The sequence below is a fragment of the Nocardia acidivorans NBRC 108247 genome (genome assembly GCF_001625085.1).
Taxonomy (GTDB): domain Bacteria; phylum Actinomycetota; class Actinomycetes; order Mycobacteriales; family Mycobacteriaceae; genus Nocardia; species Nocardia acidivorans.
On sequence record NZ_BDAW01000032.1, the window covers coordinates 72,163 to 96,945 of the forward strand.

General features: G+C 67.6%; 25 protein-coding genes. 16 read left to right on the top strand and 9 right to left on the bottom strand.

The window, feature by feature from the left end; genetic code table 11:
• Positions 1-57 precede the first annotated feature (57 nt).
• The 3 genes from NA10_RS18715 to NA10_RS18725 are packed head-to-tail and all read left to right on the top strand — an operon-like array spanning position 58 to position 2,460.
• Positions 58-630 (top strand): Chromate resistance protein ChrB, encoded by a 573-nt coding sequence (locus NA10_RS18715; protein WP_067569705.1) that lies wholly within the window; start codon positions 58-60, stop codon positions 628-630.
• Positions 631-671: 41 nt separating this feature from the next.
• Positions 672-1,820, top strand: coding sequence for an MFS transporter (locus NA10_RS18720; RefSeq protein ID WP_067569708.1), 1,149 nt, complete (start codon positions 672-674; stop codon positions 1,818-1,820).
• 4 nt (positions 1,821-1,824) lie between these two features.
• The gene (locus NA10_RS18725) at positions 1,825-2,460 is read left to right on the top strand and encodes a phosphatase PAP2 family protein (RefSeq protein WP_067569710.1); all 636 of its coding nucleotides are present in this window, start codon (positions 1,825-1,827) and stop codon (positions 2,458-2,460) included.
• A gap of 139 nt (positions 2,461-2,599) precedes the next feature.
• On the opposite strand, the gene NA10_RS18730 is transcribed toward NA10_RS18725, so the two are convergent.
• Complete coding sequence (locus NA10_RS18730) at positions 2,600-3,229, bottom strand: TetR/AcrR family transcriptional regulator (protein ID WP_067569713.1); 630 nt, start codon at positions 3,227-3,229, stop codon at positions 2,600-2,602.
• Positions 3,230-3,376: 147 nt separating this feature from the next.
• Between NA10_RS18730 and NA10_RS18735 the strand changes: the two genes are divergently transcribed.
• From NA10_RS18735 to NA10_RS18760, 7 genes are all read left to right on the top strand, one after another.
• Positions 3,377-4,876 (top strand): APC family permease, encoded by a 1,500-nt coding sequence (locus NA10_RS18735; RefSeq protein WP_067569715.1) that lies wholly within the window; start codon positions 3,377-3,379, stop codon positions 4,874-4,876.
• Positions 4,873-6,489 (top strand): amidohydrolase, encoded by a 1,617-nt coding sequence (locus tag NA10_RS18740; RefSeq protein WP_067569717.1) that lies wholly within the window; start codon positions 4,873-4,875, stop codon positions 6,487-6,489. Before NA10_RS18735 ends, NA10_RS18740 begins: the two co-directional genes overlap by 4 nt.
• A 39-nt stretch (positions 6,490-6,528) precedes the next feature.
• The gene (locus NA10_RS38725) at positions 6,529-7,161 is read left to right on the top strand and encodes an SDR family NAD(P)-dependent oxidoreductase (protein ID WP_084514909.1); all 633 of its coding nucleotides are present in this window, start codon (positions 6,529-6,531) and stop codon (positions 7,159-7,161) included.
• A 188-nt stretch (positions 7,162-7,349) separates the two neighbouring features.
• Positions 7,350-8,570 carry a cysteine desulfurase family protein gene (locus tag NA10_RS18745; protein ID WP_067569719.1) on the top strand — a complete coding sequence of 407 codons (1,221 nt, stop codon included), beginning with the start codon at positions 7,350-7,352 and terminating at the stop codon, positions 8,568-8,570.
• Positions 8,571-9,695, top strand: a complete 1,125-nt coding sequence (gene mnmA / locus NA10_RS18750; RefSeq protein WP_067569722.1) for a tRNA 2-thiouridine(34) synthase MnmA — start codon at positions 8,571-8,573, stop codon at positions 9,693-9,695.
• Between the two features lie 169 nt (positions 9,696-9,864).
• Positions 9,865-10,869, top strand: coding sequence for a methionine synthase (locus tag NA10_RS18755; RefSeq protein WP_067569768.1), 1,005 nt, complete (start codon positions 9,865-9,867; stop codon positions 10,867-10,869).
• A 134-nt stretch (positions 10,870-11,003) separates the two neighbouring features.
• A complete protein-coding gene (locus NA10_RS18760; protein ID WP_067569724.1) occupies positions 11,004-11,843 on the top strand; it encodes an SAM-dependent methyltransferase in 840 nt (279 codons plus the stop codon).
• 4 nt (positions 11,844-11,847) lie between these two features.
• Here NA10_RS18760 and NA10_RS18765 read toward each other — a convergent pair whose 3' ends face one another.
• Both NA10_RS18765 and NA10_RS18770 read right to left on the bottom strand, forming a co-directional pair.
• A complete protein-coding gene (locus tag NA10_RS18765) occupies positions 11,848-12,219 on the bottom strand; it encodes a hypothetical protein (RefSeq protein WP_084514911.1) in 372 nt (123 codons plus the stop codon).
• Positions 12,220-12,285: 66 nt separating this feature from the next.
• Positions 12,286-13,539, bottom strand: a complete 1,254-nt coding sequence (locus NA10_RS18770; protein WP_245677594.1) for an AAA family ATPase — start codon at positions 13,537-13,539, stop codon at positions 12,286-12,288.
• A 149-nt stretch (positions 13,540-13,688) separates the two neighbouring features.
• On the opposite strand from NA10_RS18770, the gene NA10_RS18775 reads away from it, so the two are divergent.
• Complete coding sequence (locus NA10_RS18775) at positions 13,689-14,483, top strand: ArsR/SmtB family transcription factor (RefSeq protein WP_067569774.1); 795 nt, start codon at positions 13,689-13,691, stop codon at positions 14,481-14,483.
• Between the two features lie 59 nt (positions 14,484-14,542).
• Here the strand turns inward: NA10_RS18775 and NA10_RS36855 are convergent, their stop codons facing one another.
• Positions 14,543-14,686 (bottom strand): hypothetical protein, encoded by a 144-nt coding sequence (locus tag NA10_RS36855; protein WP_157556604.1) that lies wholly within the window; start codon positions 14,684-14,686, stop codon positions 14,543-14,545.
• 151 nt (positions 14,687-14,837) lie between these two features.
• On the opposite strand from NA10_RS36855, the gene NA10_RS18780 reads away from it, so the two are divergent.
• The gene (locus tag NA10_RS18780; protein WP_067569726.1) at positions 14,838-15,026 is read left to right on the top strand and encodes an SDR family oxidoreductase; all 189 of its coding nucleotides are present in this window, start codon (positions 14,838-14,840) and stop codon (positions 15,024-15,026) included.
• Positions 15,027-15,030: 4 nt separating this feature from the next.
• Here NA10_RS18780 and NA10_RS18785 read toward each other — a convergent pair whose 3' ends face one another.
• Positions 15,031-15,492, bottom strand: a complete 462-nt coding sequence (locus NA10_RS18785) for a PPOX class F420-dependent oxidoreductase (protein ID WP_307188400.1) — start codon at positions 15,490-15,492, stop codon at positions 15,031-15,033.
• 137 nt (positions 15,493-15,629) lie between these two features.
• Between NA10_RS18785 and ligA the strand changes: the two genes are divergently transcribed.
• The gene (gene ligA, locus NA10_RS18790) at positions 15,630-17,717 is read left to right on the top strand and encodes an NAD-dependent DNA ligase LigA (RefSeq protein ID WP_067569779.1); all 2,088 of its coding nucleotides are present in this window, start codon (positions 15,630-15,632) and stop codon (positions 17,715-17,717) included.
• Positions 17,718-17,821: 104 nt separating this feature from the next.
• Positions 17,822-18,322 carry a GNAT family N-acetyltransferase gene (locus tag NA10_RS18795; protein WP_067569728.1) on the top strand — a complete coding sequence of 167 codons (501 nt, stop codon included), beginning with the start codon at positions 17,822-17,824 and terminating at the stop codon, positions 18,320-18,322.
• Between the two features lie 283 nt (positions 18,323-18,605).
• Here NA10_RS18795 and NA10_RS18805 read toward each other — a convergent pair whose 3' ends face one another.
• On the bottom strand, positions 18,606-19,256 hold the full coding sequence (locus NA10_RS18805) for an ACT domain-containing protein (protein WP_067569732.1): 651 nt from the start codon (positions 19,254-19,256) through the stop codon (positions 18,606-18,608).
• A gap of 280 nt (positions 19,257-19,536) precedes the next feature.
• Here NA10_RS18805 and gatC point away from each other — a divergent pair, with 280 nt between their 5' ends.
• The gene (gatC, locus tag NA10_RS18810) at positions 19,537-19,836 is read left to right on the top strand and encodes an Asp-tRNA(Asn)/Glu-tRNA(Gln) amidotransferase subunit GatC (protein WP_067569734.1); all 300 of its coding nucleotides are present in this window, start codon (positions 19,537-19,539) and stop codon (positions 19,834-19,836) included.
• Positions 19,833-21,302, top strand: a complete 1,470-nt coding sequence (gatA, locus tag NA10_RS18815; RefSeq protein WP_067569735.1) for an Asp-tRNA(Asn)/Glu-tRNA(Gln) amidotransferase subunit GatA — start codon at positions 19,833-19,835, stop codon at positions 21,300-21,302. The genes gatC and gatA overlap by 4 nt, the downstream gene beginning before the upstream one ends.
• Positions 21,303-21,373: 71 nt before the next feature.
• Here the strand turns inward: gatA and NA10_RS18820 are convergent, their stop codons facing one another.
• From NA10_RS18820 to NA10_RS18830, 3 genes are all read right to left on the bottom strand, one after another.
• The gene (locus NA10_RS18820) at positions 21,374-22,225 is read right to left on the bottom strand and encodes an SDR family NAD(P)-dependent oxidoreductase (RefSeq protein WP_067569737.1); all 852 of its coding nucleotides are present in this window, start codon (positions 22,223-22,225) and stop codon (positions 21,374-21,376) included.
• A gap of 71 nt (positions 22,226-22,296) precedes the next feature.
• Positions 22,297-23,724 carry an alpha/beta-hydrolase family protein gene (locus NA10_RS18825; RefSeq protein ID WP_245677595.1) on the bottom strand — a complete coding sequence of 476 codons (1,428 nt, stop codon included), beginning with the start codon at positions 23,722-23,724 and terminating at the stop codon, positions 22,297-22,299.
• Entirely contained in the window at positions 23,721-24,383 is a 663-nt protein-coding gene (locus NA10_RS18830; RefSeq protein ID WP_157556605.1) for a hypothetical protein, read from the bottom strand. The genes NA10_RS18825 and NA10_RS18830 overlap by 4 nt, the downstream gene beginning before the upstream one ends.
• Between the last annotated feature and the right edge of the window lie 400 nt (positions 24,384-24,783).

Consider the following 24,783-nt stretch of genomic DNA (forward strand, 5'->3'; position numbering starts at 1 on the left):
CAGCGCTGCGCTTCCAGTGTTTCCGTATTGAATGTAACGCCTGATACATTTCTGGTCGTGACTGGAAATGTAGCCTCGGCTCGATGGATCGTGCTGCTGGTGAAACTGCCCTCGGAGCCGACACGGCATCGGGTTGCGGTGTGGCGAGAATTGCGCAAGGTGGGCGCGCTGTCGTTGGGCCAGGGCGTGTGGGCGGCACCGGATGTGCCGGTCTTCGCGGCCGGTATCGCGCGGGCGCTGGAGCTGACCGAATCCGCTGGCGGCGAGGCGATTTCGCTGCACGCTTCGGGCGTGGGCGTGGGCGACGCCGCTCGGTTCGAGGCGATGTTCACCGCTGCCCGCGAAGATGACTGGTCGGAGTTCATGGCCGACTGCGGGAAATATGAGGCGGAGCTGAACAAAGAGATCCGCAATGCCAAGTTCACCCTCGCCGAACTCGAGGAGGAAGAACAAAGCCTCGAACGCCTCCGGCGCTGGCACCGCGACATCAAAGCCCGCGACGTATTCGGCGCACCCACCGCCGTCGAGGCCACCCAGCGGTTGCGGCACTGCGCCGAACGCTTCGCGGACTACACCGAACGAGTCTTCGCCGCGCTGCATGCCCCCGACGCGGACGGCGCGCGGTCGTGACGATTCCCGCTCAGACCCATGCGCTTGCGCCTCGGTGGCGGATGTGGCCGCTGTACGCGGCCGGTTTCACCACCGCCTTCGGCGCACACGGCATCGCGGCGAACTTGGGTTCGCAGACCGGGGATCTGCGTAGTTCGCTGCTGTATCTGGGCGTGCTGCTGGCCCTGTACGACGGTGCTGAGCTGGTACTGAAACCGGTGTTCGGGTCGATCGCGGACCGAGTCGGTACGCGTCCGGTGTTGATCGGCGGCCTGATCGCCTTCGCCGCCGCATCCGCGGTGTTCGTGGTGGTCGACGACCCGAGCTGGCTGTGGCCGGCCCGCCTGGGCCAGGGCGCGGGGGCGTCGGCGTTCTCACCCGCCGCGAGCGCACTGGTCGCCCGCATGCACCCGAAAGCCAAGCAGGGCAAAGCTTTCGGAAGTTACGGTTTCTACAAGAGCATCGGCTATACCCTGGGGCCGCTGCTCGGCGGTGCCATCGTATGGGTAGGCGGGCTGTCGCTGCTGTTCGCGGTCATGACGGTCCTTGCCCTCGGCGTCGCGGTGTGGGCGATGTGCGCGGTCCCCTCGATTCCCCCGCTACCGCGCACCCGGCAGACCCTCGTGGATCTGGCCCGGCGGCTGTCGGAAGGGGCGTTCCTGCGCCCGACGGTCGCACTCGCCGCCTCGACGGCGGCTCTGTCGGTGGGTGTGGGGTTTTTACCCGTGTCCGGCGCTGCCGCCGGACTTGGACCGGTGGCGACCGGCGCTGCGGTATCGGTCCTCGCGGCGACCGCGGCAGTGATACAGCCACGCGCGGGCCGAGCGTTGGACGCCGGGCGCCTGTCCGCCCGGACAGGTATCGCTGCCGGATTGGTGATCACCGCGATCGGATTGGGGTGCGCGATGCTGCCCGGCCTGGCCGGGGTGCTGCTCGCCGCAGTCGGCATCGGGATCGGCACCGGGCTGATCACCCCGCTGGGCTTTGCCACCCTGGCCGCTTCCACCCCGCCCGAGCGGATGGGGCAAACAATGGGCGCCGCTGAACTGGGCCGCGAACTCGGCGACGCGGGTGGACCCCTGCTGGTGGCCGGCGTCGCGGCAGCCGCCACGCTCACCGTCGGCTACGCCGCCCTGGCCGTACTCATCGCAGCAGTTCCCGCAGCGGTGGCCCGGCGACCCCGCCACCGCGTAACCACGACAGAAGGCTGAGGACATGACTTCCTCCGTTCACGCACTCAGCGGATCTGGGATCGACGGTTCCTGGTATCTCGACGCCACGGAATTCGCCCGCGAGACACCCTGGCTCAACGGGCTGCTCCTGGGATTCAGCAGCTTCGGCATCGCCTTGTTCGCTGGGTTGATCCTGCTCGCGTGGTGGATCGCCAGGCGCGCCGACGCGGCGACCATGACCGCGGCTATCGCGGTGCCGATTGCGGCCGTCACGGCTTACCTGATCAACGACGGCCTGAAATCGGCGGTCGCGGAAAGGCGGCCCTGTTTCACCTACCCGCATGCGTTCCTGCTCGAAAAGTGCCCACCCGCATCGGATTACTCGTTCCCCAGCAATCACACCGTCGTGGCTGCCGCGATGGCCGCTGCACTGTTCCTGATCGATCGGCGGCTCGGTGTCGTGGCAACTGTCGCCACCGCGCTCATGGGTTTGTCCCGTATCTATGTCGGCGCGCACTACCCCCACGATGTCGCCGCGGCCGTTGTCGTGGGTGTCATCGTCGGACTGGCGACCACCGGAGTGCTGCGTAAGTACGCCATCGCACTGGTCGAGAAGCTCTCAACAGGTCCGCTGCGCCCGATCCTCACAGCACGACCGATGGTCAATGGTCAGCTCTGAACACCATTCATACGAGCCTTGATGACCACGGCGAGCTGGTGCCCGAGCGGCAGAGCTTTCGCCCCCATGCCGTCCCGTGGCTTCCGATCGTCGGTGCGCAGGACTGATCGCTGTCACGTTGATATGGCGCGCAACCGTATTAGTTTGCGGCGGAAGGTGTTTCGCCGAGTCGCAGTGCCAAACCGTCCAGTAGGCAACGCAATCCGTATTCGAATGCGGCGTCCGCGCGTGCTACTACTTCGGCGGGGGCCGCGGCGATCGCGGTGGTCATATGGGGGTGGTCGGCAGCCGTGGTCGCCCAGATCACGTCCGGCGCGGACAGATCCAGTGCCGATCCCAGGGCGAAGCTGTCCAGGACCATGATGACCGGGAGGGCTTCCTCGCGTGGGAAGCCCGCCTCGATGATCACCTGTGCGATGTGCTCGTACTGTTCGAGCACCTCCGGGGCGGAGATCGTCTGGCCGATCAGCAATCGCACCAGGTCGGGGTACGGGCTGAACGCGGAACGGTATCCGTGTAGCCAGGCGGCGAGGGCGGTGCGCCACCGACCGTCTTGATCGACCTCTGCGAATTCGCGCGCGGCGATGCGCCCGCGGATCAGTTCGACCAGTTCGGTGCGGTTGCGCACGTGGTGGTAAACCGAGGACACCGATACCCCGAGTGCGTCCGCCAGGCCCGGCATGGTCAGTCCTTTGGCGGAGGCGACCAGCTCCAGCGCCGCGTCGACGATCATTGCCCGGTTCAGGCGCGGGGTCTTCGGTCTGGCCATGCTCGGGGCCCGCCTTTCTGTTCCCGACGAAGTTACCGCTACACCTTGACGGGATCGTTGTCGTCCCTCAGCATAGTTAATCGAATCACATTCGATTAATCTTCGTGTCGGTGTCCCCGTCCGGAGAACTCTGGAAGGCCGCCGCCTATGTCCACACTCGATCAGTCGATGGCTGCCGACCGTCCCAGCGACGGTCTCAAACGAAATGCATTGGGGTCCACCGGAATTGCCTTCATGGTGATCGCCGCGGCGGCCCCGCTGACCGTGATGGCGGGGGTGGCCCCGCTGGCCCTGGCCGTGTCCGGGCCGGGCGCGCCTATCGCGTATCTGGCCGCCGGGCTCATCTACGCGGTATTCGCGATCGGATTCCTGGCCATGACCCGCCATATCGGGGGTGCGGGCGCGTTCTACAGCTACATCACCCTCGGACTCGGCAAAACCGTCGGTCTCGCCTCGGGCGTGCTGGCGGTCGTGTCCTATAACGCGCTGCAGATCGGCGTATACGGGCTGATGGCGGTGCAAACCCAAGCGGCCATCGATCGATTGTTCGGCATCCAAATCGACTGGCCGATATTGGCATTGAGCGCCGTGGCGATCGTCTGGTTCGTGGGCCGCCGCGGAGTCGATGTCGGGGCGAAATTCCTCGGCGTGCTTCTGGTCGCGGAAGCCGCGATCCTGCTGGTGCTGGCGATATCGGTGGTCGTCAAGGGCGGCGCGAATGGCATCAGTTTCACCTCGTTCACACCCGACGCGGCCTTCGCCCCCGGTATGGCCGGGGTGCTGTCCTTCACCTTCGCCGCCTTCATGGGATTCGAATCCACCGCCGTCTATCGCGCCGAAGCCCGCGACCCCGACCGAACCATTCCACGCGCAACATATTTCGCAGTCGCGTTCATGGCGCTGTTCTACTGCTTCATCGTGTGGTCGATCGTGCAGGCGTTCGGCGATGAGAATGTCCAAGCGGCCGCACAGCAGGACACCGCCGGGCTGTTCTTCACCGCGATCGAACAGTACGTCGGGACATGGTCATCGGATGTGATGTCCGTGCTGATCGTGACCAGTGCGTTGGCATCGCAGATCGCCTTTCACAACGCGATCAACCGGTACACGCTCTCGCTCGCCCGCGACGGTGTGCTGCCGAAATGGCTTGACCGGACCCATCCCATCCTCAAATCGCCCAACCGTGCGGGCGCGCTGCAAACCGTGCTCGCCGCGGTCATCGTCATCGGCTTCGCCGTAGCCAAAGCCGATCCGTACCGCCGCCTGCTGATCTTCGTCAACACCCCGGGGATCGTGGGAATCATCGGCCTGCAAGCACTTACCGCCGTCGCGGTGGTGGCCTACTTCGTCAAGAACAAGGCGGTCTCGGTCGAGCGCGCCGGGGTTATCGCCGCCACGCTCGGTGCCATAGTGCTCGGCATCGCTCTGTTCCTGGTGATCTGGTACATCAATCTGCCCGCCGCCACGACCGGCACCAACAACGCCATTCTCGTCGGTGTGGTCCCGCTGGTCATGATCCTGGGCGCGGCGGCGGCCCGCTGGTTCCGCAGATACCGCCCCAAGGCGTACGCCGCCATCGGCGGGTTCGGCGAGGACCGCGACACATTCACCCCACTCGACCTGGAAAGCAAGGAGACCACCCGATGACAACGGCCGACGTGATCATCACTGCCGCAACCGTTCACACCCTCGACGGTGCTCGACCCACCGCGCGCTCGGTCGCCATCGCAGACGGGATCATCGTCGCCGTGGGAGATCAGGACGACACCCAGGCCTGGCGCGGTGCGGCCACCGAGGTCATCGACCTCGGGAAAGCCACTCTCACACCGGGACTCATCGACGGACATATCCATCCGGTCACCGGTCTGAATCTGACCTACGGCACCGACCTGTCCGCGGTTCGCGACCTCGATGCCTTGCGTGAAATCCTCAGCAGGGCAAAGGAAACCATCGACGGTGACGGCTGGATCCGTGGCTGGGGCTTGGACCCCAATGTATTCGGTGATCTCCCGGTCACCCACGCCCCCATCGTGGAGGCGGTCGGCCCGGCCATCCCGGTATTCATCGAAATGTTCGACGCCCATTCGGCATTGGCGAGCCCCGAAGCGCTGCACCGCGCGGGCATCACCGGGCCCCGGGACTTCGTCCAGCACTCCCGCATCGTCTGCGATGACGCCGGTGTGCCCACCGGGCACCTGCTCGAACCCGCCGCGATGGCCATCGTCCGCGACATCCTGCCCCACGAATCCACCCGATCGCGCCGAATTCGCTTGCGCGCCATTCTCGATGGGATGGCCGCGGTCGGCATCACCGCCGCCAACGCCATGGACTTCGAAGGCGATAGCGCCGAGTTGATGTTCGACCTCGAATCCGACCGCGACCTGCCGATCCATCTGCGCTTCGCCCCGTTCTGCCTGCCCGGCAGCGATCGTGCGACCCTGGATCACATCATCGAACTGCAATCCACCCGAGGCCGTCGCTGGCGGGTGGACGGCGTCAAATTCATGATGGACGGCACCATCGACGGCGGCACCGCCTGGCTCGACGAGCCCGACACCCACGGCGAATCCACCGCTCCGTTCTGGCCGGATCCGTCCGAATACCGCCACGCCGCGCGGTATCTCGCCCAGCATGGCGTGCCCGTCGTCACCCACGCCATCGGCGACGCCGGAGTCCGCTACGCACTGGACACCCTGGCGGGCGCGCATACCCCGGCCAATGGCGCCCTGCACCGCATCGAACACATCGAAACCCTGCCCGATGACCTGGTCCACCGTTTCGCCGAACACGGTGTCGTCGCCAGCATGCAACCCACCCACTGCACCCACTACACCCGGGCCGACCACACCGACAACTGGTCCACCCGCCTCGGCCCCGAACGCGCCGCCCGCGCCTTCCGCACCCGCGATATCCGAGACAACGGCGGCACGCTGGCCCTGGGCTCGGATTGGCCTGTGGCACCGTACGATCCACGCGCCATCCTCGCCGACGCCCAATTGCGCCGCCCCGCCGGACAGCCTGACATCGAGCCGGTCTGCCCCAAACAATCCCTGTCCGCCCTGATGGCCTTGGAGGGCTATACCACCCACGCCGCCCGAGCCGCGGGCCAGTCCGCGATCATCGGCCGCATCGCCGTCGGCATGCGCGCCGACCTCACCGCCTTCACGGTCGATCCCCTGCAGGCGCCGCCGGACGAACTCGCCGACGCACCCATCGCCCTGACCCTCAACACGGGCCGAATCACGCACCGCCACAACTGATGTAGCGCGCCCGACCCGGACACCGTCGCGGGCGCGTCTGTGGCGATCTGGGGACGCAATGCCGAGCGGCTCGACGCCGCAACTGAAGAGTTGCGCGCCCACGGGAATCCCGTACTCGCACCGAGCTGTGACGTATCGGACGAGGACGCGGTCCGCGACGCGATGCAGCACATCGCCGACGAATTCGGCCGCCTCGACTCCTGCTTCGCCACCGCGGGTGTCAACGGTGGTAACACCTCGTTTCTCGACACCTCGCTGCGGCAGTTTCGCTCGGTCACCGCGACCAACCTCGACGGTGTCTTCCTCACGCTGCGCGAAGCGGCCCGGCCCCCGGGTCAGCATCGTCTGCCCGACCCGGCAAGTCGTCCATGCGGTAGCGGCTGTATCCCCCCGATACCCGCGAAGCGTGGACCTTTGCCTGTTGAGGCCCGGTTGGCAAGGCTGTTGGGCGGGATCTCGAGCCGGGTGGCAACCTCATTCGTGCTCAGCCGGCAGTCCAGTTGTCCATCCATCGGATCCCCTTGCGCTCGATCACGCGAACCTTGGCGCCCGGTACTGGTATCTCAGGCTCGGTTCGTCCGCGTGCGCGGCGGAATTGTCAGGTTTCCCGGACTACGCTCCGCTCCAGCAGAGGTGTGTGCCGGTGGTGAGCCGGTCGTCGCCGGGGACTGACGGTGCGTCGGTGGCTCCGGTAGTCGGTGTGCCACCTACCCCCCGATGGCATGCCGCGCTGAGGCCGGGGAATACCCGGTGGCGGCCGGTGGGTTGGCAGTATCGCGTGCGAAATCGTAGAGAATTCGTAGACGGCGGGGGATACCCCAAGGTTGTGCAGGTCAACGATGGGATAGGCTCATTCGGTTATGAAGTCGGCTTTCCCGGGTCCGGTCGGTGCCCAGACGGTCTACCTCGATCACGCGGCCACCACTCCGATGTTCCCCGTCGCTGTCGAGGCGATGACGGCTGCCCTGGGGGCCGGTGGCAATGCGTCCTCGCTGCATGGGTCGGGGCGGGCGGCGCGGCGGTTGCTCGAGGAGTCGCGGGAATCGATTGCCGCGGGGCTGGGGGCCCGGCCCTCGGAGGTGATCTTCACCTCGGGTGGGACCGAGAGCGACAATCTCGCGGTCAAGGGGATCTACTGGGCGCGCCGCGATGCGGAGTACAAGCGCACTCGGATTCTGGTCAGTTCGGTGGAGCATCACGCGGTGCTCGATACCGTGGAATGGCTGGAGCAGCACGAGGGCGCGCGGATCACCTGGCTCGAAGCGGACGCCGAGGGGGTCATCTCGGCGCGGACGTTGCGCGACGCGCTGGCCGCGCATGCCGATGACACCGCGCTGGTGAGCGTCATGTGGGCCAATAACGAGGTCGGGACCATTCAGCCGATACTCGAATTGGCCGCGGTGGCACAGGAATTCGATGTGCCCATGCATTCGGATGCGGTGCAGGCGGGTGCGCAGCTGCCCATCGACTTCGGCCGCAGCGGTTTGGCCGCGGCCAGCTTCGCCGGGCACAAGGTCGGCGGACCGCACGGGGTCGGGGTGCTGCTGCTCGGGCGTCAGGTAGCCGCGGTACCGCTGTTCCACGGCGGCGGGCATGAGCGCGATCTGCGCTCGGGGACCTCGGATGTGGCGGGTGCGGCCGGATTGGCCGCCGCCATTCGCGAGACCGTCGACGGAATGGCGCTGCGCACAATGGAACTCACCCGACTGCGGGATCGGCTCATCAACGGCGTGCTCGCCGAGGTCCCCGAGGCCATCCTGAACGGGCCCACCGGCGACCGGCGACTGCCCGGTAACGCCCACTTCACGTTCCCGGGCTGCGAGGGCGATTCACTGCTCATGCTGCTCGACGCCGCGGGAATCGAATGCTCGACCGGATCGGCCTGCAATGCCGGTGTCGCCGGACCCTCCCATGTGCTGCTCGCCATGGGTGTGGAGCCGCGACAGGCACGCGGGTCGCTGCGATTCACCTTGGGACACAATTCGACCGACGCCGATGTCGACGCCCTGCTGGCCGCGCTGCCGCAGGTCGTGGATCGAGCGAAGGCGGCCGGACTGGCCGGCGCGAAGGGAGGCTTCTGAATGCGAGTACTTGCCGCGATGAGTGGTGGCGTCGATTCCGCGGTGGCCGCCGCGCGCGCCGTCGAAGCCGGGCACGAGGTCGTCGGGGTGCACCTGGCGCTGTCCGCGAACCCGGGCACGCTGCGCACCGGATCGCGCGGCTGCTGCTCCAAGGAGGATGCGGGCGATGCCCGGCGCGCCGCCGATGTACTCGGAATCCCGTTCTACGTCTGGGATTTCGCGGACCGGTTCAAGGAAGACGTGATCGACGACTTCGTCGCCGCCTACGCCGCCGGCGAGACCCCGAATCCGTGCCTGCGCTGCAATGAGAAGATCAAGTTCTCCGCGCTCGCGGATCGCGCCGTCGCGCTCGGCTTCGACGCCGTGGTGACCGGACATTACGCCCGTCTGGAAGACGGTGTGCTGCGCCGCGCGGTCGATGCGGACAAGGACCAGTCCTATGTGCTCGCGGTGCTCACCGCCGAGCAGCTCTCGCGCGCGATGTTCCCGGTCGGCGACACCCCCAAGCCGCTGATTCGGCAGGAGGCCGCCGAGCGCGGTCTGGCCGTGGCCAACAAGCCCGACAGCCATGACATCTGCTTCATCCCCTCCGGCGATACCCAGGCGTTCCTGGGCGCGAAGATCGGTATCCGCCCGGGTGCGCTGCTCGATGCCGACGGCACCAAGCTCGGCGATCACAAGGGCGTGCACGAGTTCACCATCGGCCAGCGCAAGGGTCTGGGCCTGCCCGGTCCGGCCGCCGACGGCAAGCCGCGCTATGTCACCGATATCGATCCCGATTCCGGCACCGTGCGCGTCGGATCCGCCCAGGATCTCGAGGTGTGGACGGTGCGGGCCGACCGCGCCGTCTGGACCTCCGGCGAAACCCCGGCCGGGCCGATCGACTGCGTGGCGCAGGTGCGCGCGCACGGCGGCATCGCCCCCGCGGTCGCCGAGGCCGACGGCGCGGGCCTGGTGGTGCGCCTGCGCGAGCCGCTGACCGGTGTCGCCCGCGGCCAGGCCGTGGTGCTGTACCGTCCGGACGCCGTCGCCGGTGACCAGGTCATCGGCAGTGGCACCATCTCCGGGACCGAGCGTGAACCCCATTCGTACGCAACCGAACTGGCCTCAGAAGCCGCTCAGTGACAGCCGCGCGGCGCACAGCGCCGATCGCATCGCGACGCGGGAATCCGGCCGAGCTCGCAGGGCCGCCCGCCTCGACCGCCGCCGTGGCGGGAATTTTTCTTGGTTCTAATGATGCGGAGTGGGATTCGTGAGTGACATCGATGCCGATCAGGCCGTGCTGCACGGCGGCATGGCCACGGGCGTCGGATCGTGGCCCGGCTCCGATCCCCGGGAGGCCGCCGCCACGGTGGTGGGGGAGCTGGGGCAGCTGCCGCACCTGGTCGAATTGCCCGGGCGCGGTGTGGGTTCGGACATGATCGGGCGGGTCTCGGCGCTGCTGGTCGATATGCGATTCGACAGCACCACGCGCGGGTATCGGCTCGCGGTGCGACCGGGCGCGGTGGCGCGGCGGGCGCACGATCTGCTGCGGGCCGATCTCGACGCGCTCGAAGAGGCTTGGGAGACGGCGGGTTTCGCGGGCACCGGGCGCACGGTCAAGGTGCAGGTCACCGGGCCGCTGACCCTCGCCGCGGAGGTCGAACTGCCGCTCGGGCATCGGGTGCTCACCGATTCCGGTGCGGTGCGCGATCTTTCGGAATCGCTCGCCGAGGGGGTGGCCGCGCACGCCGCCGAACTCGGGCGGCGGCTCGGCGCGCGCGTGCTGGTGCAATTGGACGAACCATTGCTCACCGATGTGCTGGAGGGCACCCTGCGCGGGGTCAGCATGCTCAATACGGTGCGCGCCATGCCCGAACCGGAGGCGCTGCACATTCTCGACACCGTCATCGACGCCCAGCCGGGGCCGGTGCTGGTGCACACCTGCGCCGCGCAACCCGCCCTGGGATTCCTGCGCCGAAGCAGCGCCGCCGCAATCGGATTCGATCTGTCCCGGGTCGGGGTCAAGGATCTGGATCGCATCGGTGAACTGCTCGACGACGGCAGACATCTGGTGCTGGGCCTGGTGCCGACCGCCGCGCCGGACAAGCCGGTCACCTGGCGGGAGATCGCCGAACCCGGTGTGCGCCTGATCGATCGGCTCGGTTTCCCGCGCCGCCTGCTGGCCGAACAGATCCTGGTCTCACCCGCCTGCGGACTCGCGGGCGCACCGCTGTCCTGGGCGCGCACGGCGCTGAGCCTGGCCGCCGAGACTGCCGGGGCCTACGCCGACGAACCGGAGTCGCTCACCTTCGAGTGAGCCGCAAGCACTTTCACCCGTACCGACGAGTTCGCGGCGGCAATACCGCGCGACCGCATGCGGCGGTCTAGCGTCGACGGTGGCCCGTATATTTCCTGCGGGCAGTCGGCCGAATCGGGTAGTGGGAGTTAGTCATGACCGAAGCAGCAGTTCCGGTGCCGGTCGCCGGGGTAGCCATGACCGCCATCGGAATCGCCGTGGTCCGCGCGCGCGAGACCGAGCGGGACGACCGGTTGTACAGCGATCCGTTCGCGCACCTGTTCGTCGACGCCGCCAAACCGAGTTACGGTGCGCGCTGGGATGAGCTCACGCCCCTGCTGGACATGTTCTACCCGGCCCGCACCGTGTCCGTGCGACTGGTCGACGACCGGGTGGAAGCGGCCGTGCGCCAAGGGATTCGCCAGATCGTCATTCTCGGCGCGGGCCTGGATACCCGGGCGTTCCGGATGGATCTCCCGGCGGACACCCGCTTCTTCGAGCTGGATCTGCCCGAGACCTTCGCCTTCAAGGAACCCGTGCTGACCCGCGGCGGTGCGACCCCGCGCTGTGAAAGGCATGTACTGCCGGTCGATCTGTGCGGCGACTGGGCGGAGGCGCTACTGGCGCAGGGGTTGCGGGCACAGGAGCCGACCCTGTGGGTGGATGAGGGCGTCCTGGGCTATCTGCTGCGCCCCGATGCCCAGCAGGTCGTCGCGACGCTCACCGAATTGTCCGCGCCGCGAAGCCGTTTCGATATCGGCAGCTTCGCCGTCGATCCGAACAGCGGTGCCTATCTGGCATTGCGGCGGCTGGTCTCCGGCGGTGACGAGACCCCGCGCGCGGCGGCCGGACTGGGTCCGTACATCGAGAAGTGGCTGCATGAGCACGGCTGGGACACCAGCTTCCAGACCTGGGCCGAACAGGCCGCGGCCATCGGGCGGCCGGATACCGACGGCGGCCCGGAGACCGGGAATATGGTCGCGATCCGGCGCTGAGCCCTCAGTTGCCCTGATCGCGCTGCTGCCGGGAACCGAAGTACGGCCGCACGCCCGGATGCGCCAGCTGCCAGTGATCGGGCTTGCCCGACGGATAGGTCACCGGAATCCGATCGCCGATCGACGGCCACTGGTTGACATCCCAGGCGAACCGCCCGTACACCTCGTGCGCCACCACCGTCGGCCCGGAAATGCTGCCGCTGAGCGTCACATACTGCTCACCGGTGGCATCGGGTCGCGGGCTCACCCCGGTCACGTAGAGCATCCCGGACTCCGGCGCGACCATCGGAGCGCCGCCGCGAGCGCCGCGGAACCGCACGACGGCGGCGACCAGCGCGCCGACGAGCACCAGAATGAACACCAGCTGCAGGAGCATGGCCCCCACTCTAGGCGCGCGCGGGCACCGCCGCCGCAGCACGGTTGCCGCGGGGTTGCCTCGCGCTCAGTGCGGCTGCAATTCCGAGGTCCCGGTGGTGGTGCGGCGCACGCCCCACACCGTGGTGCGCTTGGACTGCGAGCGGCCGTTGCCCCGGTCGATCAGCATGCGATCGGCGGTGGTGTAGACCAATTGCGCACCGTGCGTATTGGTTTCGGGATTCTGGAAGAGCTGGATGAGACTGTCCGCGGTCTCCGGGGTGAGGTGCGCGTCGATATCGTCGACGGTGAGCACACCGCCGGTGTCCAGGGCGTCCAGCATGGGCGGGAGCAGGCGCAACATGGCCAGCGTGGCACTGGATTCGTCGGTGATGTCGAAGGCGGTGTCGATGCCCTCGTGCACCAGACCCAGGCCGACGCCGCGGCGGGTGACCATGCGCGAGTACAGCGCGTCACGCGCGCCGAAGAGGTTCGAGAGTTCGCGCTGCAACAGCGTCACGGTGATGCCGTGTTCGAGGAACAGCTCCTCGGCATAGCTGGCCGAGACCGTACAGGACTCGATTTCCTTTGTGGTGGTGGCGATATCGTTGTCGAGGTCGCGGAGGTAGTCGCCGTACATGGGGTCGTCGCCGGGCAGCAGCAGATCGGTGATGCCCAGGTCCGCCGAGCGCAGCAGGGTCAGCAGCCGCACCGCGTGATCGGTGGAGCGCGAGATGTGACTGCCGACCCGATGCGCGATATCGGCTGGATCGGGCTGTCCGCACTGCACCTCCAGCAGTGACTGGAACCAACGGTAGGCCGGAACCAGGGGCTCGGCGTACAACTGCCCGGACAGGCTCAGCAGCAGGGCATTCGGGCGCACCAGCGGCACCACCGCGCCCAGCCCGTAGCGGGCCGCCTCGAACATGGGGCCGATGCGGATGTCGTCGCCCTGGCGTTCGAAGACGATGCGCTTGCGATTGTGCGGGTGCGAATGCAGCCATTCGGCGCTCACATCGGCATTGTCGAGCCGGAAGCCGTAGGTGTACGGGCAGCCCTCGGCCACGAACTGGGCGATGAATTCCGAAGGGCGGTCCGCGAATCCGAGGTGCGGGGTGCGCACCGGGCCGGAGAAGGGGTCCCAGCCGGTGACCGAGTTGAGCACCGCGTCCCGCATGCGGTCCAGGGCGTCGACCAGACTCGTCTTTCCGGTCGCGGCCGCACCGTACACGGCGGTGACGGGCGCGGCGACCGGGCCGTTGCCACGGGTGAGCCGCAACTCCTGCGGCTCGGCGAGGGATCGGTGGTTCGCCACCTGAAAACTGCGCAACACCCTGGTCATCCTGCCGGTCGGCGGGCGTTAAAGCGACTCGCCCGTATCGGACATGTGCGGCGGGAACGGAATTCATTGACAGGCAGCCGTGTGGTTGCCTATTCTGATTAATGCAACCCAATGGTTGCATATAGCGATTCGGTTCGAGTGAGGTGCAGGTGGACGAGGTTTTCAAGGCATTGGCCGACCCGAGTCGTCGCAGGCTGCTGGACAGCCTCAACGACCGGACCGGTCAAACCCTGCGCGAACTCTGCGCGGAGCTGGAGATGTCCCGTCAGGCCGTCAGCAAGCATCTGGCGGTGCTGGAGGCGGCGAATCTGGTCACCACGCTGCGCCGGGGCCGCGAAAAACTGCACTACCTCAATGCCGAACCCGTGAACGCCATCGCCGAGCGCTGGATCAACCGCTATGACCAAGGCCGGGTGCACGCCCTGGCCGACCTCAAAACCGCATTGGAGAGCGCCACCATGAGTGAGGAATTCGTCTACACCACCTACATCAGGACCACCCCCGAGCGCCTGTGGCAGGCGCTCACCGATCCGGCCTTCACCCGCCGCTACTGGGGTGCGACCTTCGACACCGATTGGCGGCCCGGATCATCCATGACCTGGGAGCAGTCCGGCTGGGTGAGCAAGGACCCCGAACAGGTGGTGGTCACCGCCGACCCCTACCGCACCCTGTCCTACACCTGGCACACCGTCGACAAAGCGTTCGCCGACCAATTCGGTTTCAGCGCCGAGGATTTCGAGCGCCTGTCCACCGAACCGCGCTCCACGGTCAGCTTCGACCTGACCCCCGTCGGCGAGACCGTCAAACTCACCGTGGTGCACAACGGATTCGGCCGCGAAAGCCTCATGCTCGCGGGCATTCGCGAGGGCTGGCCCGGTATCCTGTCCAACCTCAAGACGCTGCTCGAAACCGGTGAGGTGCTGCCCGAGCCCACCCCGGCGTGAGCTATTCGGCTGCGAGCGCGGCGAATTCGTCGATCAATCGGCACGCTCGGCCATCTCGTCTACACCGCCGGGGAGGCATTGCCGCTGTCCCCGCTCGCCGAGCTGGATATCACCGCGGCCCGAAAGTTCTTCGAGCTCAGGTACTTCGGAGTCATCACCGCGGTGCGCGCCGCGGCATCGCGACCGCGGCCGGACGGTTCCATCACCCTCACCACCGGTACCGGGAGCCCGCGCCCCGGTACCGGGCTCGGGCATCCCGTCCAGCCTGTGCGGTGCGATCGAAGCCCTGACCCGTGCTCTCGCAGTCGAATTGGCCCCCATTCGGCTCGATGCGGTCATGCCCGGTGTGGTGCGGTGCGCTCGCCGCGTTGGGATCTCCCCGAGGAGATCCTCGTGGAGTTCTATCGCGATACCGCCGCGAGCACCCCGCTGCATCGGGTCGGCGAGGTGCGGGACATTGCCCGGGCCTATCTCTACCTGCTCGAGCAACCGCACACGACCGGGACGGTGCTCACCGCCGACGGTGGCGCGGTACTCGCCTGAGCGGTCAGCGCAGCAGGCCGTAGGCCCGGTTCGGGGTGATGCGGACGATGGCGCGGCGGTCGGCGACCATGGCGCGGCGGTAGTCGTCCCAATCCGGGTGTTCGCCGCTGAGCGCGCGGTAGTACGCGATGAGCTCCTCGACCGTGGCGTCACCCGGATCGCCCGCCACCGGGGTGAGCTCGGCCGTGCCCTCGATGACGGCGTACGACCAGAAGTCCTCGCTGCTGATGTGCAACGCGGTCCAGGGCTCGCGGCTGAGGTTGAAGTACTTGGCGCGGTCGGCGGTGATGGAGATGCGGATGAGGCCGTCGTCCGCGACCCAGTGCGTGACATTGGAGAGCTGCGGGCGGAAGTCCTTGCGAATCGTCGTGAGAACCGACTTGCGGTGCGAGCGAGCGAAATCGACGGCCTTGGCAATGTCCATATCGGCTGCAACCCGCTCGCGCGCACCGGTGTTCCTCGCCACATCGACGGGTTCCGCGACGCGTGTGAGCGGTGCCGCGGCAATCCCGAAAATGTCCGTCGCACCGGCTCGACGTGCGGGAATGTCGCACAAAGGTGTCGGTGCGAGGCGCTAATGTGCCTGTTGTGAGCGAATCGGGCATGCAGATCAGCGCGGTGAACGGGGAGCGGATCGTCCCCGCGAGCGGGGACGAGCGGGTGCAGTGGCAGCGGCTGGCGGAGGAGGTGCGCGACCACCAGTTCCGCTACTACGTGCGGGACGCGCCCATCATCACCGACGGTGAATTCGACGAACTGTTCCAGCGCCTGGTGGCCCTGGAAGAGGCGCATCCGGACCTGCGCACCCCCGATTCGCCCACCCAGGTCGTCGGCGGCGGTTTCACCACCGAATTCGCGCCGGTCGATCATCTGGAGCGGATGTACTCGCTGGACAATGTGTTCAACGCGGACGAGATGCGCGCCTGGATCACCCGCGTGGAGGCCGAGACCGGGGCGGACACCACCTTCGTCTGCGAGGTCAAGATCGACGGCGTCGCGCTGAACCTGGTCTACGAGGACGGCAAACTCGTGCGCGGCGCGACCCGCGGTGACGGCCGCACGGGGGAGAACGTCACGCTCAATGCCCGCACCATCGACGATATCCCGCACGAGCTGATCGGCACCGACGAATTTCCGGTGCCCAAACTCCTCGAGGTGCGCGGTGAGGCGTATATGACCCTCGCCGATTTCGAACATCTCAATGCCTCGATCGTCGCGGAAGGCAAAGCGCCGTACGCGAATCCGCGCAATACCGCCGCGGGTTCGCTGCGGCAGAAGGATCCCGCGGTCACCGCCCGCCGTCGCCTGCGCATGATCTGCCACGGCTTCGGCCGCACCGAGGGCTTCAGCGCCGAATCGCAGTACGAGGCGTATCGCGCGCTGGCGGCCTGGGGGCTGCCGGTCTCCGCGCATACCGTTCAGGTGCGCGGGGTGCAGGCGGTGCTGGATCGCATCACCTACTGGGGTGAGCACCGGCACGATATCGAGCACGAGATCGACGGCCAGGTCGTCAAGGTCGACGATTTCGCGCTGCAGCGCCGGCTCGGGGCGACCTCGCGCGCGCCGCGCTGGGCCATCGCGTACAAGTACCCGCCGGAGGAGGCCACCACCAAACTCCTCGACATTCAGGTGAATGTCGGTCGTACGGGCCGGGTTACGCCGTTCGCGGTGATGGAACCGGTCACCATCGCGGGTTCCACGGTGGCCATGGCGACGCTGCACAATGCCTCCGAGGTGGTGCGCAAGGGTGTGCTCATCGGCGATACCGTCACCATTCGCAAGGCCGGTGATGTGATTCCCGAGGTGCTGGGTCCGGTGGTGGACGCGCGCACCGGTGCCGAACGCGCGTTCGTCATGCCCACGCACTGCCCCGAATGCGGTACCGAACTCGCGCCCGCCAAGGAGGGCGACGCCGATATCCGCTGCCCGAATCAGCGGTACTGCCCGGCGCAGTTGCGGGAGCGGGTATTCCACGTCGCCGGTCGCGGTGCGTTCGATATCGAGGCGCTGGGTTACGAGGCCGCCATCGACCTGCTCAAGTCCGGGGCCATCGACGACGAAGGCGACCTATTCGCCCTCGATGAGGACAAACTACTCACCACAACGCTTTTCACCAATAAGAGCGGCACGCTGTCGCAGAACGGCAAGCGCCTGCTGCAAAATCTGGACGCGGCCAAGGACCGGCCGCTGTGGCGGGTGCTGGTGGCCCTGTCCATCCGGCACGTGGGCCCCACGGCCGCGCGGGCTCTGGCGTCCGCGCTGGGCAGTATGGACAGGATCCAGGAAGCCTCCGAAGAGGAGCTGGCCGCGGTCGACGGTGTCGGCCCGACCATTGTCGTCGCCCTGCGCGAGTGGTTCACCGTGCCATGGCATCTCGACATCGTGGACAAATGGCGAGCCGCGGGCGTCCGCATGGAGGACGAACGCGACGAATCGATCGAGCGCAATCTCGAGGGCCTGTCCATCGTGGTCACCGGATCGCTCCGCGACTTCACCCGCGACGGGGCCAAGGAGGCGATTCTCGTGCGCGGCGGTAAAGCCGCCAGCTCGGTCTCCAAGAAGACCGCCTTCGTGGTGATCGGCGATTCCCCGGGCTCCAAGGCCGAAAAGGCCGAGGAACTGGGCGTCCCCATCCTCGACGAGGAAGCCTTCAAACGCCTCCTCGAGGGCGGCCCCGAGGCCGTGGCGTAATCGACCGGGAACTGATGGCTGCATCGGGGCGGCAATTCGCGCCATAGGTTCCTGGTGATCGACTGTTCAATTGTGTTGGGGGCGTGGGATGAGGATGGAGTGCGATGGGTGACTCGGGTGTGGTGATCAGGGATGTGGAGGCGTCGGAGTACACGGCGGTCGGCGCGCTGACCGTGGAGGTGTACGTGGGGGAGGGGCATGTGAACCCCGAAAGCCCCTATGTCGCAGAGCTTGCCGATACCGCCACCCGCGCCGCCAGCGCCGAGATCCTGGTGGCGGTGCACGAGGGCGGGGTCGTCGGCTCGGTGACGGTGGCGCGGCCGGGTACGCCGTTCGCCGATATCGCACGGGATGGCGAGCTGGAGTTCCGCATGCTGGTTGTGGGTAAGCAGGGGCGCGGGCTCGGCGTCGGTACCGCATTGGTGCGCAAGGTCATCGAGATCGCGCGCGCCGAAGGCTGGCGTGCGGTGGTGCTGACCACCATGCCGACCATGCAGGACGCCCGGCGGCTCTATGACCGATTGGGATTCGTCCATGTGCCGGAACGGGATTGGAAGACCATGGCGGGAACGCCCTTGACGGTGATGCGACTACCCGTCATCTAGGTCAGGGTGCCGTCGATGCACAGGCTGGCGGTGCGCCAGGTGGGTTCCGGTGCGGGGGAGTCGAATCGCCATTGCGAGATCGGGGTGGCGGCCTTCCATATTCAGGGCTCCGTCGGGCAGGCGCACCACCTGGTAGACGTCGTCGGTGCCCTCGATGAGCTGGTTTCCGGTGCAGTCGAGGTGGATCGCTGGTACTGCATGGCGTCGTTGCCTCTCGGTAGATCATCTACGTACTTACACCGTAGATGATCTACTGAGCTGAATAGTGGATAGAACCTGAGAACTAGCCGAGAACCGTGGCGATTATCCCGGCCAGGTACCCCAGTCGCGCGACCTCGGAAGGCCGGAAGTCCGGTCCGCCCGGGCGTCCCAGCAGCAGTACCTTGCCGGTATTGCCCAGCGGCGCGGCGGCCAGTTTGGTGTCCATATCGCGCCAGAGCTCCGGCACCCAGTCACCCTCGCCGTCGAGCACGGCGGGCTTCTCCAGGGGCATCCACGGCGCTTCGGCCGCCTGCGTGGACGGTGCGCTCTGGCTGCCGACCACCCGGTACGCGCCCTGCGGGCCCATATCGATGACCGTGCTCCAGCCCACCCGCAAGACCCGGGGGACGCCGTCGACCAGTACCTGCAACCGGTCGTCGCGTGCGTTGGCGACCTGATCGATGAGCTCGAGCTCGCGATGCGTGTCCAGCATGCCCGAGTACGGGCGGAGCGAATCCACCTGGACGTCGTGCAGCGATTCCGCCGCCGTGATGAGTGTGTCCGGAAGAGCGCCCGACGGTACCTCGACCACTATGTCGTCGATCGCGAAACCGTCACCGCGTTCGACGACATCCAGCGAGAGGATATCGGCGCCCACGGAACCCAGCGCGAGTGCGAGTGAACCGAGACTGCCTGGACGATCCGGAAGTTGCACGCGAAGCAGGTATGACACGTGCCTTCCTTTCGATTCCTGTGCGACCAGTCAAACTTTGGGACGGGTACCCGAGTCCCGCAATATTTACACCCTCGGCTCATGGTTATCGAATCGAAGCGAGGGCTGTGACCCAGGCCACTTACTCGTGGGTCACCTGATTAATGCGGAATTCTCCAACCACGGTATCGCGGGACGTGATTCGCCGCCGGGAGACACCTGTGACCGGCGCTCCAACACGCCCCGCTAGGCTGTCCGGAGTCGAATCACCACGCTCGAACCAGCCGAAAGGGGTCCCGCGGTGCCCGCCATCTCCAGGGACGAGGTCGCACATCTCGCCCGGTTGTCCCGGCTCGCTTTGACCGATGACGAACTCGATCTGTACGCCGGTCAGTTGGATTCCATTCTGACCCACGTCGCACAGATTTCCGAGGTCGCCGCGGCCGATGTCCCCGCCACCGCATCCCCCAATCCGGCGACCAATGTGACGCGCCCGGATGTGGAGCAGCCCTGTCTTACTCCGGAGGAGGCGCTGTCCGGCGCACCCGCCGTCGAGGAGCAGCGGTTCCTGGTTCCGCAGATTCTGGGAGAGGGCGAATGACCGACCTGACCAAGCTGTCGGCGTCCGCGCTGGCCGAGAGGATTCATGCCCGCGAGATCTCCTCGGTCGAGGTGACCGAGGCGCATATCGCGCGCATCGCCGAGGTCGACGGCGAGATCAATGCCTTCCTGCACGTCGCCGGTGAGCAGGCACTGCTGACCGCCGCCGAGGTCGATCGCGAGATCGCCGCCGGTACGACGGCTTCGGCGCTCGCGGGTGTTCCGTTGGCTCTCAAGGACGTTTTCACCACCACCGATATGCCGACCACCTGCGGGTCGAAGATTCTCGAGGGCTGGACCGCGCCGTACGACGCGACCGTCACCGCGCGACTGCGCGCGGCGGGCATCCCGATTCTCGGCAAGACCAATATGGACGAGTTCGCCATGGGCTCCTCCACCGAGAACTCCGCGTACGGGCCGACCCGAAACCCGTGGGACACCACCAGGATTCCGGGCGGCTCCGGCGGCGGTTCGGCGGCGGCGCTGGCCTCGTACCAGGCGCCCCTGGCCATCGGCACCGATACCGGCGGCTCGATCCGCCAGCCCGCCGCGGTCACCGCGACCGTCGGCACCAAGCCCACCTACGGCACCGTCTCCCGGTACGGCCTGGTCGCCTGCGCGTCCTCGCTGGATCAGGGTGGGCCGTGCGGGCGCACCGTGCTCGACACCGCGCTGCTGCACGAGGTCATCGCCGGGTACGACCCGCGCGACTCCACCTCGCGCAATGTGCCGGTGCCGCCGGTGGTCGCCGCCGCGCGCGAGGGCGCGAAGGGTGATCTGACCGGTGTGAAGGTCGGTGTGGTCAAGGAATTGCATTCGGACAGCTACCAGCCCGGTGTGATCGCCTCCTTCGACGCGGCGGTCGCGCAGTTGAAGGATCTCGGGGCCGAGGTCATCGAGGTGTCCTGCCCGAACTTCGAATACGCGCTCGCGGCCTACTACCTCATCCTGCCGTCGGAGGTGTCGTCGAACCTGGCGCGCTTCGATTCCATGCGGTACGGCATGCGCGTCGGTGACGACGGTACGCACAGCGCCGATCAGGTCATGTCGCTCAGCCGCGCGGCCGGGTTCGGCCCGGAGGTCAAGCGGCGCATCATGATTGGCACCTACGCGCTGTCCTCGGGCTACTACGAGGCCTACTACGGTCAGGCGCTCAAGGTGCGCACGCTCATCGCGCGCGACTTCGACAGGGCGTACGAGTCGGTCGACGTGCTGGTCTCGCCGACCAGCCCGTTCACGCCGTGGAAGCTGGGCGAGAAGGTCAACGACCCACTGGCCATGTACCTTTCGGACCTCTGCACCCTGCCCACCAATCTGGCCGGGCACTGCGGCATGTCGGTGCCGTCCGGACTGAGCAAGGACGACGGTCTGCCCGTCGGATTGCAGATCATGGCCCCGGCCCTGGCCGACGACCGGCTGTACCGCGTCGGCGCGGCCTACGAGGCGGCGCGCGGCGCTATCGCCTGAGCGGCTCCGATCGCACCGTGCGATAAGCGAATTCGGCTCCCGGCCGACACTGTCAGCCGGGAGCCTTCGTTTCAGGACGGCCAGGCGAATTCGGGATCGGCGAGGTAGTCCTGGCGGCGCTGGTCCAGGGCCATGGCGACCATCAGATGGGCGCCGGGGCCGATGATCTTGCGCAGCGGTGGATTCGGATCGGCGACGAGCTCCATCAGGGCCGCGGCGGCGACTTCCGGTGCGGCCTCGACCCATTCGTCCGCGGCGGGTTCCGCTGCGGCCGGGGCGGCTGCCGCAGCGTCCGGGTACTCCGGCATGCCGAGGATCGCGGTGCGTAGCTGGGCGTATGCGGGCTCGGCGGTGGCGAACCGCATACTGGACTTGGCCCAGTCGGTGTCGAAGCCGCCCAACTGGGCGATCGTGACATGGATGCCGAAGGGCTTCAACTCATCGGCGAGTGAGGCGGAGAAGCCCTCCAGTGCCCACTTGGAGGCGTTGTACATACTGAACAGCGGCAGGGAGCCGACCGCGCCGACGGTGGAGATCTGCACGATATGGCCCGAGCCCTGTGCGCGCAGCCGGGGCACGGCGGCCTGTGAAACCCACAGCGCGCCATAGAAGTTGGTGTCCAGCTGATCGCGGATCTGTGCCTCGGTGAGCTCCTCGACCGCGCCGACCAGGCCGTATCCGGCGTTGTTCACGATCACATCGATACGCTCGGCGGTGGTGAAAGCCTGTTCCACCGTGGCGAATACGCGCTCGCGGTCACGAACATCCAGCGGTAGCACCGTCAGTCGCGGGTGCGTGATATCGGTCATGGTTCGCGGGTCGCGCGCCGTGGCGATCACGGTGTCACCGGCGGTCAGCGCGGCCTCGGTGAAAGCGCGGCCTAGGCCGCGGTTCGCGCCGGTGATGAACCAGGTTCGGGTCAACGATCTTCCTTTCGAAACCAGGGCAAATTGGTCACGGTCAACAATGCCGGAAGTTCGCTGAGTATTCCGTATCAGCAGGAGCCGAGGGCGGTGCCCTGGTCGATGCCGTAGCGGTGGCCGTGGCCGGAGGGGGCGTCCAATGCACCGAGGAGGTCGAGGCTGGTCTGTAGGAAGCTCACCACCGGAAGCCATTGGGGGACCGGGGCGTCCGGGCGGGTGCCGGTGAGGTCGGGGGGACTCCACAGGAGGGAGGGGGACCAGTGCACCACCGGGTCGGAGGCATTCGCCAGGACCGTGGCTCCGGCGCGGTGCACGTGGTTCGCGGGTGGTCCCGCCCAGAGTGCCGCGCAGGTGCGGCGGTCCTGGTCGGCGTCGTCGGTGAAGATGGAGTTGCCGCCCAGTGCGCCGAGGCTCTGGCCGTAGACGTACAGCTTCGGCCGGTGCGCGAGGGTCGAAATGCGTTGCTCCACAGCGGTGAACAGGGCGCGCGCGGACTCCTCGGCGGCGCTGCGGCCGAACACGAAGGTGGCCCAGCTGGGCGCGTTCGAATACTGTAGGCCGACCAGGGCGACATCACCGTCGAAGCGGCGAGCCAGGCCGGAGGCGGCCTCGCCGTCGATCCAGCCCGAGCCGGTGGGGACGGTCACCACCAGGTTTTCGCGCTGGAATCCGCCCGAGCGGTCCAACTCCCGAATAGCGAGCGCCACACGGGCGTTCAGGTCCGGCGCGGAATTCAATCCGATGTAGACCCGCACACCCTGGGCGGGCCGCCCCGCCACGAATTTGCGGCCCTGCGCGCCGAGTGAGGACCAGCTCGCCGCCGATACCGGGCTGCCCGACCGGCCCGGCGAAACCGGTTGTTCCAGAGTGGGATCCACGTAAGCGTTCGCCGCCGCGTAGGACTCCCTACGCCAATCCACCACGGCGGGCACCAGCACGGCCTGGGTCACGACGCCGAACACGGCCAGCAGCATCGCACTGCGCAGCCGACCCAATCGCCGTACCACCCAGCGGATTCCGGCGCAGAGGCCGAGCACCGCGCCGGTGATCAGCGCGGTCCACACGGCCCACAGCGACCAGTACGCGGGGTCGACCTGCGCCACACCCATGGCGCTGCGCAGCCGGTTCTGCCAATGCTCGGCCTGCGCCACCGCGATCGCCGCTGCGGGCACGGCCAGTACGAGCGCCGGAACCCGCCATCGCTTCCGGAGCGTTCCGTCGCCGAATCCCCTCCGCCGCACCGCGATCCGCCCCAGGCTCACCACCGCGAGCCCGAGCAGTATCAGCAGGGCCGTCAGAATCGCCTGTGCGGTGGGGGTGCGCGGCAATACTCCGGGAGCCAGCGAAGCCAGTACCCCGGACAGGACCCCGAGTGTGGTCCCGATGCGTGGTGCACCGAATCGCGGAGGTGCGCCGATGGACCAACGAGGACGTGGACCCTCCGCTGTGCCGGCGTGCGCCTTCACCTGCGTGGGTCTCGGCCGATCGATGATGCTCACAGCGCCACCGCCCGCGCGGTCGTGATCCGAACGCCCGAGCGCGCAGCGCGCACCCGTCGGCCGAAGAAGGTCGCGGTGCCGGCGAATACGGCCGCCAGCAGCCCGAAGCCGGTGTAGCGCACGATCGGCAAAGACGGACCGTCGAAGAGTGTCTCGTGCACCGGAACCCCATAGCCCTGGCGAATGGAATTCAAATCCACGAAGGTGGCGGCGACCCCGGCCATGAACTCGCACCCCGCCCGGTCCAGCGCGTCGCCACGGGTGAGGCAGGAGGCGTGCATGCGCTCATCCAGCGCCGCATCGGCCGCCTGCCGAGCCCACGGCCCCAGCGGCTGCCCATGGCTGCCCGCATAGCGGAGCATGTCGTAGCCGAGATCATGTGCCTTGCAGGCGATATCGAACTCTCGGGGGAGCGGCACCGGCGAAGAGCAGTCGCCCTGGGGATTGACCAGCATGCTCGCCTCCACCACCGGCCGATACCCGGCCTCGGCGACGAAGTCCTCCGGAATCGCGCTCGGATCCGGATGCGCGGCAGTCGATTCCAAGATTCCGACCCGCGCGGCGGCATTCTCGCCGGCGGGAGCGGTCTCCGCGGCGGCGGCCTGCGGCGCGAAAGCGACTGCGACGGAGAACAGCACGGCCGCGGCCCCCGCGAGCATGCCCCAACGGTGCAGAGAGCCCACCGTGGAATCTACTGCGCGCGAGCCGGAATCGATCCCCCGGGCGCGACCCACCTCGGCTGAGCCGAACGAGATAGCGCCGGATGCGGCCGAACTCGCCGTCGTGAAGCCGGAGGCGGCTGAGTCGAACGTGGTAGATCCGGATGCGGCCGAGTTCGACGCTGCTGAGCCGGAGATGGAGCTGCACGCGGTAGATCCGGATGCGGCCGAGCCCGATGCTGTGGAGCCGAAGGCGGTTGAGCTGCGCGCGGTCGATTCGCATGCGACCGAGTTCGACGCCGTGCGGCCCGATATGGCCGAGCCGGGCGCGGCGGAGCTCGAGGTGGTGGAGTCCGTTGTGGCCGCATCGGACGCGGTCGCCTCGCCCGCGGTGGGGCTG

What these genes read in the sequence shown, in the direction of transcription:
- gatA (WP_067569735.1), top strand. Translation starts at nt 19,833, where the DNA reads ATGACCGACCTGACCAAGCTGTCGGCGTCCGCGCTGGCCGAGAGGATT.
- mnmA (WP_067569722.1), top strand. Translation starts at nt 8,571, where the DNA reads ATGCGAGTACTTGCCGCGATGAGTGGTGGCGTCGATTCCGCGGTGGCC.
- NA10_RS18755 (WP_067569768.1), top strand. Translation starts at nt 9,865, where the DNA reads ATGGCCACGGGCGTCGGATCGTGGCCCGGCTCCGATCCCCGGGAGGCC.
- NA10_RS18720 (WP_067569708.1), top strand. Translation starts at nt 672, where the DNA reads ATGTGGCCGCTGTACGCGGCCGGTTTCACCACCGCCTTCGGCGCACAC.
- NA10_RS18740 (WP_067569717.1), top strand. Translation starts at nt 4,873, where the DNA reads ATGACAACGGCCGACGTGATCATCACTGCCGCAACCGTTCACACCCTC.
- NA10_RS18760 (WP_067569724.1), top strand. Translation starts at nt 11,004, where the DNA reads ATGACCGAAGCAGCAGTTCCGGTGCCGGTCGCCGGGGTAGCCATGACC.
- ligA (WP_067569779.1), top strand. Translation starts at nt 15,630, where the DNA reads ATGCAGATCAGCGCGGTGAACGGGGAGCGGATCGTCCCCGCGAGCGGG.
- NA10_RS18765 (WP_084514911.1), bottom strand. Translation starts at nt 12,219, where the DNA reads ATGCTCCTGCAGCTGGTGTTCATTCTGGTGCTCGTCGGCGCGCTGGTC.
- NA10_RS18745 (WP_067569719.1), top strand. Translation starts at nt 7,350, where the DNA reads ATGAAGTCGGCTTTCCCGGGTCCGGTCGGTGCCCAGACGGTCTACCTC.
- NA10_RS18725 (WP_067569710.1), top strand. Translation starts at nt 1,825, where the DNA reads ATGACTTCCTCCGTTCACGCACTCAGCGGATCTGGGATCGACGGTTCC.
- NA10_RS36855 (WP_157556604.1), bottom strand. Translation starts at nt 14,686, where the DNA reads ATGGAACCGTCCGGCCGCGGTCGCGATGCCGCGGCGCGCACCGCGGTG.
- NA10_RS18830 (WP_157556605.1), bottom strand. Translation starts at nt 24,383, where the DNA reads ATGCTCGCGGGGGCCGCGGCCGTGCTGTTCTCCGTCGCAGTCGCTTTC.
- NA10_RS18730 (WP_067569713.1), bottom strand. Translation starts at nt 3,229, where the DNA reads ATGGCCAGACCGAAGACCCCGCGCCTGAACCGGGCAATGATCGTCGAC.
- NA10_RS18735 (WP_067569715.1), top strand. Translation starts at nt 3,377, where the DNA reads ATGTCCACACTCGATCAGTCGATGGCTGCCGACCGTCCCAGCGACGGT.
- NA10_RS18770 (WP_245677594.1), bottom strand. Translation starts at nt 13,539, where the DNA reads ATGACCAGGGTGTTGCGCAGTTTTCAGGTGGCGAACCACCGATCCCTC.
- NA10_RS18795 (WP_067569728.1), top strand. Translation starts at nt 17,822, where the DNA reads ATGGGTGACTCGGGTGTGGTGATCAGGGATGTGGAGGCGTCGGAGTAC.